Source organism: Enterococcus sp. AZ109 (assembly GCF_051714625.1).
In the GTDB taxonomy this organism is placed as follows: domain Bacteria; phylum Bacillota; class Bacilli; order Lactobacillales; family Enterococcaceae; genus Enterococcus_A.
Map to the genome: position 1 here is coordinate 1,102,157 of NZ_JBIOSF010000001.1, position 14,490 is coordinate 1,116,646.

The following is a 14,490-nucleotide window of genomic DNA, read 5'->3' on the forward strand; positions in this document are numbered from 1 at the left end:
CCTCTCTCTTATCTTACCTTTAGTTTAATGGCTGAACCTTGCAGTTCCCTTTCAAGGAACTTTACAAAATTGTAAGATAAGAAAGGCTTCGCAAACTCGTTCAGCTTTGGAGCACCGATTAGGTACTGTTCTACATCAACTCTGCTAAGGCAGTCGTTGTGTATCACAGCATTAAGACTAAAGTTTGGATAAACTGCCAAGAAACACAGCGATCGCAGAAGCTGATGTTGATTGGTACCTACTTGGTGCTTCTCAAGTTTCTCCAAACTTTCGCTTAATGCCGACAAAGTTAGCTCCTTAATGCGGTAGTGAATTTTCTGTAAAAATTCACTTTATTCTCGTACGCATACCATTCCACTAAGCGGCTCAAACCTGATACTCGTTAAAACCTGATTATCTGATAAACCAACTTTTTTTACTGTGAAAAGTGGAACTGGCAAACTAGTTTGCTAAGCCGGACATCGTTAACCTTGTTGGTACAATATTTTCAATTGTGAAAAACGTATACTTTCTTCGCTTGATAAGAAATTAGCGAGCTAACGGAAAAGTCAGCTGGAAGTTGGCGCCGGTTGGCTGGCGGTTTTTTACCATAATTGTACCGCCTTGTTCCTCGATGATTTTGCGGGTTAAATACAAGCCAACCCCCGATCCATCCACAGCTTCACTGTTGTTGCCGCGATAAAAACGCTGGTAGATCTTGTTTTGTTCCGTGGCTGAGATACCAGGTCCTTGGTCGATAACTTCCAACACAGCATAAGTCGTTAATACTTTTCCAGTTACTTGGATAGTGGTATCAGCAGGTGAATACTTGATGGCATTTTCCAAAACATTGCTGATGGCTTCTAAGGTCCATTTATGGTCGACAAAAATATCCGCGTCAACGATTTCAGTCAGCTCAATCTCGATGTCCTTTTCAATCGCCTTGATAATCACACTGTTGATGGCTTCTTTAGCCAGCTCCTTTAGGGAATAGCGTTGCGGATTGATTTGAATCAGGTCCGTTTCCATTTGGGAAATCTTGGCTAAGCCGTCCAGCATCAAATCCAGTTTGTTGATCTGAATCAAGGCCTGCTCGCTGAAATCTTGGCGTTCATCGGCTGAATATTTATCGGAAAGTGCGATATCCAGGCTGAGCTTTAAGGAAGCCACCGGCGTTTTTAATTGGTGAGCAATATCAGTGATGCTGGATTTGATTTGTCCGTCTTCCTGCTGGGTCCGCTGCAAAAGAACCTGGTATTGACTTTTTTCAGTTTGGTATTGATCCTCTAATTCGGCGGCTTTTTCCTGCAATTTTCTTTGTTTTCTTAAATTCCAAATGACCAGTCCGATCAACACCAGAAAAGTTCCAACAATAATTAACAGGTTGCGCAGAGCGAATCGTCGGATCAGCTGTTCAAAACTAGTCTGGCGCGTACTCATGCCATACTTTGCTTCAAGTTCTCCCCCTCTTGTGTAGTCCTCTTCAGTTCCCTCAGCATTAAAGGCCTCGATTAACTGAGGCTCTGGGATCTCCTGATTTTCTGCCAACTGACCTAACGTTGTGACCCGTTCGTAGTGCAAGGCCTGCTGCATTTTAGCAAGATTCCAGATCACCAAACCGAGGCTGATGAAGATGATTAAAATAAAGGGTGCGATTATTTTTGCACGTCGTGTACCCATAGATAACCCACTCCTCTGACGGTTCTGATTTTTTCCTTGCCGATTTTTTGCCGTAAACGACTGATATTGACGGAAACCGTGTTGCTGTCTACATAATCCCCTTTGACATCCCAAATGTGTTCCAGCAGCTGTTCGGAGGAAAGGATCTGTTTCGGATTTTTCATGAAGATCGTCAATATTTTCAGTTCGGTCTTGCTAAGGGGCAGTGGTTCGTTGCTTAGAGTAACCTTCATTTCAGATAAGGACAGACTGAGATCATCTGAGATTAGCATATCACTACTGGGCTCAGCAATTCGCTTAATTAAGGCGTTCACCTTAGAAACCAACACCATCAAACTGAAGGGCTTGGTCACATAGTCATCAGCCCCGTGTTCATAACCAGCCACGATATCGTATTCTTGATTGTAGCTGGTGAGCATGATAATCATCACCTTGGACTGGCGGCGAATCTCCTGGCAGAAATCCAGCCCGCTGCCATCTGGTAAAGAAATATCGCTAATAATTAAGTCGATTTCCAGAGCTTTGAAGGCGGCTTTGGCTGCGGCAATGTCAAAGCAAGACATCACTTCATAGCCTTCTTTGGTTAAACACAAATTGATTCCTCTATTTAAATTAATATCGTCTTCCAGTAATAAAATTCTTCGCATGAGAGTTCCTCATTCCTCTAGTATGTCTTACTTTAACTTTATCAAGGAATATCCTCACACACAATCTTTATTTGGGCGTAAAAAAATAGGACCCTCGATTTGAGAGTCCTAAGAAATTTCTGTTTATGCTAATTTGCTGGCTGCTGCTTCGTCGATAATCACGATTACGTCATCATGTTTTTGCAGAATGCTTGCTGGTAGATCTTCCGTTACAGGACCTTCGATCATGCCTTTAATGGCATCAGCTTTTACTTCGCCAAAGGCCAATAGCAAAATCTTTTTACTTGGCATGATTGAACCAATCCCCATTGAAACGGCAGTAGTAGGTACATCTTCTGCTTTGTCGAAATACACTTTGTTTGCTTCGATAGTTGATTCAGTCAGTTCTACCACATGGGTTGTTTCGGTAAATGGTGTGCCAGGTTCGTTGAAGCCGATGTGTCCATTACGACCGATTCCTAATACTTGGATATCAATTGGATGCGCTGCGATTACTTCATCGTAATGCTTGCATTCAGCTGCCAAGTCGTCAGCTTTGCCGTTCGGTACAAAAGTTTCTTTGAAAGGTTTTTTATTAAATAAACGATCATTCATGAAGTAGCGGTAGCTTTGCGTATCTTCGCCACCTAAACCTACGTATTCATCTAAGTTTACAGAAGTCATATCAGAAAAATCTAAATCACTGCTAGTCATTTCTTGATATAAAGTTTCAGGAGTGCTTCCAGTTGCCAAGCCTAATACCTTCGCTCCGTTAGCCATACCGTCTTTAATCAGTTCAAATGCTTTTTTGCCGCCTTCTTGGGCATCTTTTACGCGAATTACTTCCATGGTAAACGCTCCTTTGTCTATTTGGTATACACCAATTTTACCACCTCGTGAAAGAATAAGCAATAGATTTGTCTAGACCAAATTTTAAGAATTTGATGAGGATAGAATTGATAGTATCAATGCATGAAAAAAAGAGAGGTTGCCCTCCCTTGAATAATTTATAGCGTATTAACAAAAGCTGTTATTTCGAAATTAAATTTTTCCGGCTCTTCCCATTGTGGAAAATGTGCCGAGTTTTCAAACCAAACAAGTCTTTTAGAGCTGTTAATGCTAGAAAAATATTCAGCAGCTAGTATTGAAGGGACATGATAATCATGTCTGCCTTCGCAAAACAGGACTGGCATGGCAAATTCAGTAATAGACTCCAAATTAATTTCCAGCAATTCCTCCCAAAAAGCAATAATAGACTGATTCGAACCCTTTATTCGATGAACTAAGTCCTTAATAGAATAATCCTTTGAAAAAACAAAGGGCAGGATGAGTTTGGTATAATTTTTCTTGCCATAAAGCGAACCACCTGTCGAAACAATTTTTTTAGTTAAGGTTAAACTTGAAGAAACAGGATCGTTAATAAAATCTAGGCTGTCAATCCTATCTCCTTGTCCTGTTTTATTCAAATATTCTTTTTGTAATTCAATGTTTTTACTCATATTAACTACTTGCCCAACACCAATATACTTAGAAACCACTTCGGGATGTTCCTTGATAAAGAGTATGCCTAGAACTGATCCCCACGAATGTCCCATCAAGATAATTTTATTTTGTTTACCTTGTACCAATAAATAAAGAACAAACTGATAAATATCCTCCAAAATAGTTTGGACAGACAACTCCTCAGATTTTGAGAAAGGATAATAGGACAGCCCACATCCCCGCTGTTCTAAATTAACAAAGGTAAAATCCTTTTCAAGAGTTGCATTAAACTTTTTGGTCAACGGAATACACGCATCACCTGGTCCACCATGAAGATATAAAATGAGCGGCTTTTTTATTGATCCTTTATTTATTGAATAAAAGAGCTTAGTGCCATTGATCAAGACACTTTCCACAGTTGATTGACTCATCCATACATCCCCTTCCTACTCTTGAAAGTATACTCTTCTTTGACAAGATATTCTATCTGTCTTGAGACGGAAGAAGAGGAGAGGAATCATTATTTAATGAACAAACTAAAAAAGTAGGACTGGCAGCTAGCTCGAAATGAAGGAATTGATTTTTCCAAGACCACGAAAAATCAGGCTTATCCTCGTACGCTTACCATCCTACTAAACATCCTGAATTCACTATTAGTTAAAGCAATTAATACTTGGTTCTCATACCTGACATACTGCTAAAAGTAGGACTGGCAGCTAGCTCCTTTTTAGGAATTGATTTTTCCAAGACCGCGAAAAATCAGGCTTATCCTCGTACGCTTACCATCCTACTAAACATCCTGAATTCACTATTAGTTAAAGCAATTAATACTTGGTTCTCATACCTGACATACTGCTAAAAGTAGGACTGGCAGCTAGCTCCTTTTTAGGAATCGATTTTTCCAAGACCGCGAAAAATCAAACTCATCCTCGTACGCTTACCATCCTACTAAACATCTCGAATCTTTTTATCGATAATTAATTTTTGTATCTACTTCTATCTTAGCAAACTGCTAAAAGTAGGACTGGCAGTCTAGGCGTTATATGCTGCGGCAATTTCCGCAATTAAGGTTTCATCGGTTAAGCTGGTAACTTCAGCGATCACTGCTTCTGCTGATTTTTCTTTCAACATAGTTTGTAGCTGCACGCTTTGTTCGTCGTTAGGATCGTTGTATTTCAAAATCATCGCAGCTACTTCTACTAGATGCACATAACCTAAGCCGCGTTCTTTTAGTTCACGGATTGGGCGAATGAATCGTTCGTCGTAGCCTAACTTACGAATCGGTGTCCGGGCTACGCGATCAATGCTGTCAGAAATATAGGGATTTTCAAACCGTCCAACAATTTTATTAATGTAAGCTTGATGCTGTTCTGAATCAAAGCCCCACTTAGCTACTAATAAATTCCCAGTTTCACCTAAAACTGCTCGCAACTGGTTTAATACATCCTCGTGACCAATTGCTTCATCGATGGTTTTGTATCCAGCACAAGCACCGGTATAAGCAACTGTCGCATGCCCAGTGTTCACAGAGAATAATTTACGTTCGATGTAAGGAGCTAAATCATCAACATACGTCACATTGCTTAATCGCAAGTCTTTGTTTTTACATTGCGTTTCGTCCACAACCCATTCACTGAAAGGTTCCACGGAAACAAATAGTGGATCTTCATGGTGCTGTATCGGCACAATCCGGTCAACCGCTGCATTAGGGAAGCCGACAAATTCAGCAACATACGCTAAATCTTCCTCCGTTAGAAATCCTTCAACTTTTTCAAACAAGAATTGGCTACCACCAATCATATTTTCACAGGCAATCACATCTAATGGTGTCGTAACATTTTCGGCACGACGTTTTTGAATGCCTTTTGCGATTAATTCAGCAATAAATGGTAATACGTTAGGACCGATCGCTGTAGTAACGATATCAGCAGCTGCTACAGAAGCAACGACTGCTTCAGGATTGTCTTTGTTGTTAATCCCTGTCACATTATTTACGTGGATTTGTTCTTTTTGTTCGTCAGCTAATTCAATCGTGTATTCATTCCGTTCTTTCAAAGCATCGATAATCGTTTCGTTGATATCCACAAAATCAATCGAAAAATCATTTTTTGCTAAAATTTCACCAATAAAGCCTCGGCCAATATTTCCTGCACCAAAATGAGTTGCCCGCATCGTTATTCTACCTCCTGCAAATACTTAATCATTTCTTCTTTGGTCTTCGCATCCGCTAATTTTACTACATTTTCAACCTCTGAACAGAAGATTGCGATTTTTTGTAGTAAATCCAAGTGCTCGTTTTCTACACCTGCGATACCAAAAAGTACCATCGCTACATCTTCAGTATCATCATTGCCGAATTGGACCCCTTCTGGTACTTGAACAATCGAAATGCCGCTTTTCTTCACAAAACGTTTAGCTTCGTCCGTACCATGAGGGATCGCGATAAAGTTGCCCATATACGTTGACACTAGATTATTGCGCTCGATCATTGCTTCAATATAGTCTTCTTCAACACAGCCGCTGTCCACCAATAAGCGTCCACATGCACGAATCGCCTCTTCTTTGTCGGTAAATGACTGATCTAATAAAATCATTTCTGGTTGTAAATCCATTTCTAATTCCTCCTTAGCTTTCTTTTATTTCCTTGATAAATAATGAACTCAACAATTGATAGACAAGCTCATGATTGCCGAACTTATAAATCTCGGTATTCAAATCACTTTCGATCACCGAACTGCTGATTTTTCCTAGAAGTCCTTGCTGCGCTTCCTTCATGGGATCAGGAGCTAACAACAATAAAATTCTCGTCAACTTAATGCTCTTTTTGTCCATACCTAAAATTGGAAAGGCCTTGTCTAAATCATAAATAGCGAAAAAGGGTTCCATTACACATTTATTGGCACTGTGAAACAACGCAAAATTCGTATTGGGAACGCCAATTGGTGCCACAATGTACCGATCAATCACTTTTTGCGTGACATATTCTGCATTGGAAACAATGGTCCCTTCCAGCTCGTTGACAATCTTTTCAAGCGTTAATTCCACCGTCTCTTCGGCAGCAAAGGGCTTGACCTCCAACTGATTGAGCAGGTGATTAGCTGTCCGCATCGTTTCATAAAGATTGTCGAAGGTATCGCTTGGTTCTTGAAGCGGTTCTTCCTTAACCATTTTTTCTGTCTCAGGTCGCAGGTCATGAATGTACGCCCGCAGCTCTTGAATTTCTTCATCTAGCAGTAGCGGTGAAATCACCTTGTATGGCAAGGTGAACTCCGGCAAAAATAGTGTAGCTAAAATCAAGTCATATTGCTTAAAGTTCAACCGATTCATTTCCGAAATTTTCGCCACTTGAATCTGCTGAATCTCTGGCATATATTTCTTGATCCGGCTTTCCAAAATACGTGCTGTGCCAATGCCACTGGAACACAGAACTAATACGAATAGTCCTTTGCCCGAAGGATGACGCTCCAATGAAGTAGCAAAATGGATCACCACATATCCTAGCTCATCATGGGTAAACTGGTAATCTGGGAACACTTCAGCCAAGCCATTAACAACTGCATCGGTTAAGGTATGGTATTTCTCTTGAATCTTTTGCAAAAGCGGATTTACCATGTTAGGTAAAACGGTTAAGCTACGCTTTAAAGCGGCTGACATATGGGTCAGTAGATCATTAAACAGCTGCTCATCTTTCCGAAATTCTAGTCCGCTGTTTTCCGAAACCATGCGAATCAGCTCTTTGATTTGATAAGAAAGCTCCACATCAAAATGATCAATAAAGATATTTTGCGGCTTTTTATAATTGATCCCTTCCAGCTGATAAGCAAAAAAACGAACCTCTTGCGCTGGAATTGACTCCCTAGCCGCTGTTGCTACTTTGATCATAATCTGGCTGGCAATCTGCATGCTTTCTGGTTTGGGACTACTGTCTTGCTCTTCTTCCACGTACTTTTTTTGCTGGATACGGTCGATAGATAATGCCAACAGAATCAAAATTCGCTGTAACTGGTTGTCGGTGACTTCTTTTACCGAATATTGAGGAATATGGTAAAGAATGTCTCTGGCTAAGTATAAGCTCTGAGGTGTCAGTTGCTTCAAGAAAAAATTATCGGTCGTTTCCTCAGAAGACGCTGCTTCTAGGTGATCGATGAATTGGAAAAACTCGTATTCATTCACGCCGTTGAAGATCAAGTTGCCTAAAATTTGACGCTTTTCTTTTTCCCGACCGGCAATTTTTATCCCTCGACCTCTTAGTCGCAGCAACTGGAGCCGATAGTCTTCTAAACTCTGCTCAATTGCCTGCAAGTCTGAGACAATTGTCGAAGGGCTCACTTGAAAATCAATCGACAGTCCTTCAATGGTCTCTTCCTCGTCAACCATCAACAAGGTAGTAACAATGGCTCCTTGCCTTTGGACATTATCAGTAAACAACTCTTCTTTATTTTCTTCTAACTGTGCTTTTAATTTATCTAGGTTAATACTCTCCCCTACCAGACGATAGCCGGCGCCACGGGGTTTGATAATTTGAACATCTAATGGCTTGATGGTTTTTTCAATACTGGCAACTTCACGGTAAATTGTCCGTTTGCTGACGTTCAGCTCTTCTTGCAGCTGCTCCAGCAAGACACCATCTGGATACGCTATCAAAAGCGCTAAAATCTTTTTTTCTCGAACCGAAAAATACACTAGTACCTCCTCCAAAATCATAACGGGTAAAAGCAGTGAAGAAACTCACTGCTTTAAGGGTAATACGATTCTGCAAAAAAGACTACTTATTTTTTAACTGAGCGACAATTTTGTCATATTTTTCTGAAGTAACCATGTCAACAACGGGTACATGAACGGCACTTGGTGCTTGTTGTTCTGCTTTCACCGTTTCACCTTTGATGGTTACGATCATTGCTGAAGGTGCATCTTTCAGTTCACTTACTTTAACAACTGTTACGGGAAGAGCAATATTTTTCTCTTTCAAAATCTTCTTCATAATAGTTGCACCCATATTAGCTGAACCTTTTCCTTCTACATATGCAAAGATGATGTGGTCTACTCTGTCATAATCGGCAATCCCTTCAACAACATCATCACTCAACTTTTTTCCATCATCAGTAGCAGCTGGAGCTGCACCCAAGCGTTCGACGATTTCATCGTAGCGTGGTGAATTCATGAAGTTTTCAACTTGAACATAAGTGGCACTTGGCGCTTTTTGACTTGCCCGATCGTACAATTCTTCTTGAGTGACGATTAAGGCATTTGGATCATCGGATAAATTGTTAATTGCTGAGTTCGTAACCGGGATATCAATCCCCGCTTTTTTCACTTTGTCCCGTAGAACCGAAGCACCCATGGCACTTGAGCCCATTCCGGCATCACAAGCAAAGATGATTTTGTTTACGTTACCAAACATTTCTTGATTAGCGTTTTGAACAGCAGTTGCTCCGCCTTTACTTTGGGCTTTTGAGCTTTGAACAGCTGCTTGGGTTGCTGCCAAGTCGTCTTCTTCGCTCTTGTCCGACTTGATAATTACCATAGCTACTAAGAAGGATACGATGGTTCCCACAATGATACCAGCGATGTTGGCTAGGTAACCGCCTCTAGGTGTCATTGCTAAGATTGCAATGATCGAGCCTGGTGAAGCTGCTGCCTGTAAACCAGCACCGAACAATTGGAAAGTAAATGTTCCGGCAACCCCGCCGGCCATTACTGCTAAGAACAACAAAGGTTTCATCATAACATATGGGAAGTAAATTTCGTGAATACCACCCAAGAATTGAATAATAATCGCACCTGGTGCAGAAGATTTCGCTGAACCTTTTCCAAAGATCGTGAAGGCTAGCAAGACACCTAAACCAGGTCCAGGGTTTGCTTCTAATAGGAATAAAATTGATTTCCCAGCTTCGGCTGCTTGATCGGCTCCTAGCGGTGTTAAAATACCATGGTTGATTGCGTTATTAAGGAATAGAATTTTCGCCGGTTCAATTAGAATGTTTGCTAATGGCAATAAACGCATATTAATGATAGCTTCTACGCCTGCTGCCATCATTTCAGTCAGTGCTTCTACGACTGGACCAATTGCATAAAATGCAAGAATTGCTAATGCGAAACCAATTAGTCCTGCAGAGAAGTTGTTGACTAACATCTCAAAGCCAGCTTTGATCTTGTCTTGGAAAATGTCATCAAATTTCTTGATACACCAGCCACCTAATGGTCCCATAATCATGGCACCGATAAACATCGGTATACCAGATCCGACAATAACACCCATCGTTGCGATTGCCCCAACTACCGCTCCTCGTTGACCGTGTACTACGCTACCACCAGTGTAAGCAATTAATAGTGGCAATAAGTAAGTCAACATCGGTCCTCCGATCGTTGCTAACTGTTCATTTGGCATCCAACCTGTTTCAATAAATAATGCTGTGATAACTCCCCATGCAATAAAGGCTCCGATGTTGGGCATAACCATACCGGAAAGGTAACTACCCAGACGTTGAACCTTCGCCTTCAGCCCACTTTTCTGCTCTGTGTTCTCCATGTTTATTTCCTCCTTTGAATGAATAAATTGAATGATTTCGTTTACATGTATATTGTAGCCTGTACCAGTAAGTGCTTTCAAGAAATAGTAATTAGGGCTTTGGCACAAAACTTTGTGCCAAGATTGCAGGGCAAGATTTTTGACAGACGGGAAACGTTTCCTATAAAAATGAAAAAGCCGCCTGGGTTTTCCTAAGGCGACATTTTTTCTTCTATTATATTAGCTTGATTATGTATGCTATTTTATCCAAAGAAAAAACTGGCCGCTACCAGCCAGTTTACCGTTTGAAAGTTGATTTAATTCCACGTTTCACTACATCGAGAAAGCTCAATGATTGCACCATGTTGTTTGGATCGACGTATTCACGGATTGCTCGCAGCACTTTTTTAGGTTCCTTTGAAGAAAAAGTAAAGGTCCCGTTTTTCTTAGTTCGAATCGCATACCGTGGAATCCATTTTCCTTTGAAAATGACCGAAGCAATCACTTGATCAACTTCTTCCCAAGGAATTTGAATAAATTTATGAGCGTCACGGTCATTGAAAAATTCGAAGCCTTTATCGCCGATCATAATTTTTCCATAATCGGTAAGCCCCATGTGCGACGTGGCATTCATGACTAAGTCAACTTTGCTGTTGATTGATTGAACCATTCTTTTTACTCCATCTCCTTTTATTTCCATAGCTATTATACTGGTTTTTCCTAGTTTAAGCAAAAACATAAAAAGCCTAGGCATTGCTGCCCAGGCTCAATTTTTCTTACATCAATCCAACTAAGTGAGCAACAATACCCACTACGAACAAACCAAGAATGATAATGATTGGAGAAACTTTTTTCTTAAGCAACCACATACATAGAAGAGTTAAACCTAAACCAGCTAATCCTGGAATTAAGCTGTCTAAGTTGTCTTGTAAAGTTGTTACTTGAATATCGCTTAATGAAAGACCAGCTGCTTGTTGTTCCAAAGCTGATTTAATTCCTTCAGCTCCAGCAGGCAGGCTGTTCCAATCGATGAACGCACCATCGTCAAGTTGAACTCTTGAGACAACTGGTGCAAATCCAACAGATACCCAACGGTTAACCAGTGATCCCAAGATGAACATCCCTAAAATGGATGCCCCTTTAGTGATATCTTGCAGTAATCCACCAGACAAGTCATCTGTGATTTTAGAACCAGCTTTGTAGCCGAATTCTTGCGTATACCACATGAATGCCATACGGATAGCATTCCAAGCTACGAAGTAAATGATTGGTCCAAGAATGTTCCCAGCCATTGCTAGAGAAGCAGCTAACGCACCAAGGATCGGTTTAACAGTGAACCAGAAAACTGGATCCCCGATACCGGCTAAAGGTCCCATCATACCAACCTTAACCCCTTGAATTGCTACATCATCTACAGGAGCGCCATTTGCACGCTCTTCTTCCAATGCTAATGTTACACCGATAATTGGTGAAGCTACATATGGGTGTGTATTAAAGAATTCTAAGTGACGTGTCAATGCTGCGGCACGGTCTTCTTTAGTAGTATATAATTTCTTGATCGCTGGGATCATTGAGAATGCCCAACCACCATTTTGCATACGTTCATAGTTCCAAGAACCTTGAATAAATGTCGAACGCCACCAAACGGAAATACGATCTTTTTTCGATAATTTCAATTGCTCTGCCATTTCGTGTTAGCTCCTTTCTTAATAGTTATCAATAATGTCGCCTAGTGGGTCACCAGTGTTAGAACCGCCGCCGTTACCTGAACCGCCGCCTTGTTTAGAAAGCGCCAAGTAGATAAGAGCAAGAGATACACCGATTGCACCTAGACCAATAAGAGTAATTTGTGAAATTGTTGCCAATACGAAACCAATTGCGAAGAATGGCCATACTTCTTTAGTAGCCATCATGTTGATAACCATTGCGTAACCAACGGCTACCACCATTCCCCCGCCGATTGCTAAACCGTCTGTTAACCAAACAGGCATTGATTCAAGCAAGCCACGTACTGGACCTTCACCAATAGCTAAGATTAGAGCTGCAGGGATAGCAATACGAACCCCTTGCATAGCAATAGCAACGATGTGCCATAATTCAACTTTTTTAATGTTGCCTTCTCTTGCTGCTGCATCCATTAAATGAACGAACGCTGTGGCAATCGTACGACAAATGATTGTTAATAGTAGACCTGCAACTGCTAGTGGCACTGCGATTGCAATAGCTGAAGAAACCCCAGCTTGACCTTGTCCACCTAACACTAAGATAATTGCTGATGCAACTGAAGCCAATGCAGCATCGGGCGCTACAGCAGCACCGATATTTGCCCAGCCAAGAGCGATCATTTGAAGCGTACCACCTAGAATAAGACATGGCATCAAGTTGCCAGTCACCAAGCCGATTAACGTACAAGCGATTACTGGTTGATGGAAATGGAATTCATCCAAAATACCTTCCATACCAGCTAAGAATGCGACGATAACGACTAATATCACTTGAATAAAGTTTAATTCCATGATTATTAATCCTCCGTTTCTCTGATAATCAAATTATTTTTGTTTGTTTAATTCATCTTGCGCTTTTCTCATGATTTCGTTCATGTCGCCTTTTGAATCATTTGGCACTTTACGTACGTCAAAGCTCAAGCCAAGGTCTGCAAGTTTCTTAAAGGCATCTAAATCGTCTTGACTGAATGCCAATACTTTATTTGGTTGAACTTTTCCTGGTGAGTGAGCCATTGAACCAACGTTGATTGTTTTCAATGGAACGCCACCTTCAACTGCTCTAAGTGCATCTTGAGGATTTTCAAAAAGCAATAGTGCCCGTTGGCCGCCAAAGTGTTGGTCATCTTTTGCCAATTTGATCATTTGATCAACTGGCACTACGTGAGCCTTTACACCTGGAGGAGCAGCTTGTTGAATTAATTTCTTACGAAGTTCGTCTTCAGCTACTGTATCCGAAACAACGATGATCCGTGTTGGACCTGTCGTTTTTGTCCAAGCAGTTGCTACTTGACCATGCAACAAACGAGAGTCAATACGTGCTAAAACATATTCGAATGTTCCTGGTGTACCAGCATTTGACGTTTGTTCGGCTGCTTGAGGAGCTGCTGCTTCTGCAGGTTCCAACTCTTCAGGTCTTACCCTTACGCCTTCTTTTGCTGTACCTAAGATATGCTCAGCAATTTCATGTGCAGTGTTCATTGAGAAACGTGAAGCATACGCTTCAATTACCATCGGCAAGTTCATCCCAGCAACGATTGCCCATTTGTCTTTGTGTTCTTCAAACAAGCTATTGGCTTGGTTGAATGGTGTACCGCCCCAAAGATCGACTAAGAACAACACTTCATCTTGATCGTCGAAAGATGCAATAGCTTCTTTCATTTTTGCCTTAACGTCATCTGGACCTTCACTTGGCATCAACGTAACAGCTTTTACGTTTTCTTGTTCTCCGAAGATCATCGCTCCAGATTGCAAGATGCCATTTGCGAATTCGCCATGACTGGCAATGATAATTCCTACCATCTTTTTACCTCCTACTATTATTGTTACAGTCTAAATAATATAAATAAGTTCTAAGAACCTGTAACCGGATTTTGTGGTACCATTTTTTCTTTTTGGATCAATTGAATCAAATCATTTTTTCGATCGGCTGGAACTTTTCGTGTTTCCAATTCGATCCCGCGATCTGCAAGCTTCATAAAGCAGTTCACATCTTCTTCATCTAAAGAAATAAAGTTTGTCACCATCTTCTTGCCTTCCATAAAACGCATGCCCCCGATATTGATTGAGGTCAAGTCCACACCGGCCTCAACAACTTCTAAAACATCTTGCGCAGTGGCAAACAAAAGCATGACACGTAGTTGATTAAACAACTGATCATGATAAATCTCAACTAACTTTTTCTTCGTAATGACGTTTGATTTAATTCCTGGCGGAGCAGCTTGCTTCAATAGAAACTTGCGTAATTCATCATGCGCAACTTCATCACTGACAACGAGGATACGTTCTACGCCCGTAGCTTTTGACCAAACAGTCGCTACTTGGCCATGAATCAAACGATCATCAATCCTAGCTAACCGGATATCCATTACCATTTGCGTCACCCCCATCTTTCGATTCAACCTACTTCTAAAAGATTCCAATGGACCGTTGAGTACACAAGCACTCACCTATATATAAGCAAGTGCCGTGCCAAAATACACTAGGCGCAAAA

The 14,490-nt window shown here is 41.0% G+C and carries 13 protein-coding genes; all 13 read right to left on the reverse strand.

The window, feature by feature from the left end; all coding sequences use genetic code 11:
* Positions 1-528: 528 nt before the first annotated feature.
* Positions 529-1,659: a sensor histidine kinase gene (locus tag IGI42_RS05280; protein ID WP_438714755.1), complete on the reverse strand. Its 1,131-nt coding sequence runs from the start codon at positions 1,657-1,659 to the stop codon at positions 529-531.
* Positions 1,635-2,306: a response regulator transcription factor gene (locus tag IGI42_RS05285; protein ID WP_438714757.1), complete on the reverse strand. Its 672-nt coding sequence runs from the start codon at positions 2,304-2,306 to the stop codon at positions 1,635-1,637. The genes IGI42_RS05280 and IGI42_RS05285 overlap by 25 nt, the downstream gene beginning before the upstream one ends.
* A gap of 123 nt (positions 2,307-2,429) precedes the next feature.
* Positions 2,430-3,134, reverse strand: a complete 705-nt coding sequence (nagB, locus tag IGI42_RS05290; protein WP_438714759.1) for a glucosamine-6-phosphate deaminase — start codon at positions 3,132-3,134, stop codon at positions 2,430-2,432.
* Between the two features lie 158 nt (positions 3,135-3,292).
* Positions 3,293-4,183: an alpha/beta fold hydrolase gene (locus IGI42_RS05295; protein WP_438714761.1), complete on the reverse strand. Its 891-nt coding sequence runs from the start codon at positions 4,181-4,183 to the stop codon at positions 3,293-3,295.
* A gap of 616 nt (positions 4,184-4,799) precedes the next feature.
* Complete coding sequence (locus IGI42_RS05300) at positions 4,800-5,939, reverse strand: mannitol-1-phosphate 5-dehydrogenase (RefSeq protein WP_438714763.1); 1,140 nt, start codon at positions 5,937-5,939, stop codon at positions 4,800-4,802.
* A gap of 2 nt (positions 5,940-5,941) precedes the next feature.
* Complete coding sequence (locus IGI42_RS05305; RefSeq protein WP_438714764.1) at positions 5,942-6,379, reverse strand: PTS sugar transporter subunit IIA; 438 nt, start codon at positions 6,377-6,379, stop codon at positions 5,942-5,944.
* Positions 6,380-6,392: 13 nt separating this feature from the next.
* Positions 6,393-8,450: a BglG family transcription antiterminator gene (locus tag IGI42_RS05310; RefSeq protein ID WP_438714766.1), complete on the reverse strand. Its 2,058-nt coding sequence runs from the start codon at positions 8,448-8,450 to the stop codon at positions 6,393-6,395.
* Between the two features lie 82 nt (positions 8,451-8,532).
* Complete coding sequence (locus tag IGI42_RS05315) at positions 8,533-10,296, reverse strand: PTS mannitol transporter subunit IICBA (RefSeq protein WP_438714768.1); 1,764 nt, start codon at positions 10,294-10,296, stop codon at positions 8,533-8,535.
* Between the two features lie 277 nt (positions 10,297-10,573).
* Positions 10,574-10,945 (reverse strand): DUF956 family protein, encoded by a 372-nt coding sequence (locus tag IGI42_RS05320; RefSeq protein WP_438714770.1) that lies wholly within the window; start codon positions 10,943-10,945, stop codon positions 10,574-10,576.
* Between the two features lie 106 nt (positions 10,946-11,051).
* Entirely contained in the window at positions 11,052-11,963 is a 912-nt protein-coding gene (locus tag IGI42_RS05325) for a PTS system mannose/fructose/sorbose family transporter subunit IID (RefSeq protein ID WP_438714771.1), read from the reverse strand.
* Between the two features lie 18 nt (positions 11,964-11,981).
* Positions 11,982-12,791: a PTS mannose/fructose/sorbose transporter subunit IIC gene (locus IGI42_RS05330; RefSeq protein WP_207671958.1), complete on the reverse strand. Its 810-nt coding sequence runs from the start codon at positions 12,789-12,791 to the stop codon at positions 11,982-11,984.
* A 33-nt stretch (positions 12,792-12,824) separates the two neighbouring features.
* Entirely contained in the window at positions 12,825-13,799 is a 975-nt protein-coding gene (locus tag IGI42_RS05335) for a mannose/fructose/sorbose PTS transporter subunit IIA (protein WP_438714774.1), read from the reverse strand.
* 50 nt (positions 13,800-13,849) lie between these two features.
* Complete coding sequence (locus IGI42_RS05340) at positions 13,850-14,365, reverse strand: PTS system mannose/fructose/N-acetylgalactosamine-transporter subunit IIB (RefSeq protein ID WP_438717014.1); 516 nt, start codon at positions 14,363-14,365, stop codon at positions 13,850-13,852.
* Positions 14,366-14,490 lie beyond the last annotated feature (125 nt).

Bases quoted from the DNA above. Each gene is read 5' to 3' on its own strand.
- IGI42_RS05305 (WP_438714764.1), bottom strand. From the start codon at position 6,379: ATGGATTTACAACCAGAAATGATTTTATTAGATCAGTCATTTACCGAC.
- IGI42_RS05315 (WP_438714768.1), bottom strand. From the start codon at position 10,296: ATGGAGAACACAGAGCAGAAAAGTGGGCTGAAGGCGAAGGTTCAACGT.
- IGI42_RS05320 (WP_438714770.1), bottom strand. From the start codon at position 10,945: ATGGTTCAATCAATCAACAGCAAAGTTGACTTAGTCATGAATGCCACG.
- IGI42_RS05335 (WP_438714774.1), bottom strand. From the start codon at position 13,799: ATGGTAGGAATTATCATTGCCAGTCATGGCGAATTCGCAAATGGCATC.
- IGI42_RS05300 (WP_438714763.1), bottom strand. From the start codon at position 5,939: ATGCGGGCAACTCATTTTGGTGCAGGAAATATTGGCCGAGGCTTTATT.
- IGI42_RS05325 (WP_438714771.1), bottom strand. From the start codon at position 11,963: ATGGCAGAGCAATTGAAATTATCGAAAAAAGATCGTATTTCCGTTTGG.
- IGI42_RS05280 (WP_438714755.1), bottom strand. From the start codon at position 1,659: ATGGGTACACGACGTGCAAAAATAATCGCACCCTTTATTTTAATCATC.
- IGI42_RS05340 (WP_438717014.1), bottom strand. From the start codon at position 14,365: ATGGATATCCGGTTAGCTAGGATTGATGATCGTTTGATTCATGGCCAA.
- IGI42_RS05285 (WP_438714757.1), bottom strand. From the start codon at position 2,306: ATGCGAAGAATTTTATTACTGGAAGACGATATTAATTTAAATAGAGGA.
- IGI42_RS05330 (WP_207671958.1), bottom strand. From the start codon at position 12,791: ATGGAATTAAACTTTATTCAAGTGATATTAGTCGTTATCGTCGCATTC.
- nagB (WP_438714759.1), bottom strand. From the start codon at position 3,134: ATGGAAGTAATTCGCGTAAAAGATGCCCAAGAAGGCGGCAAAAAAGCA.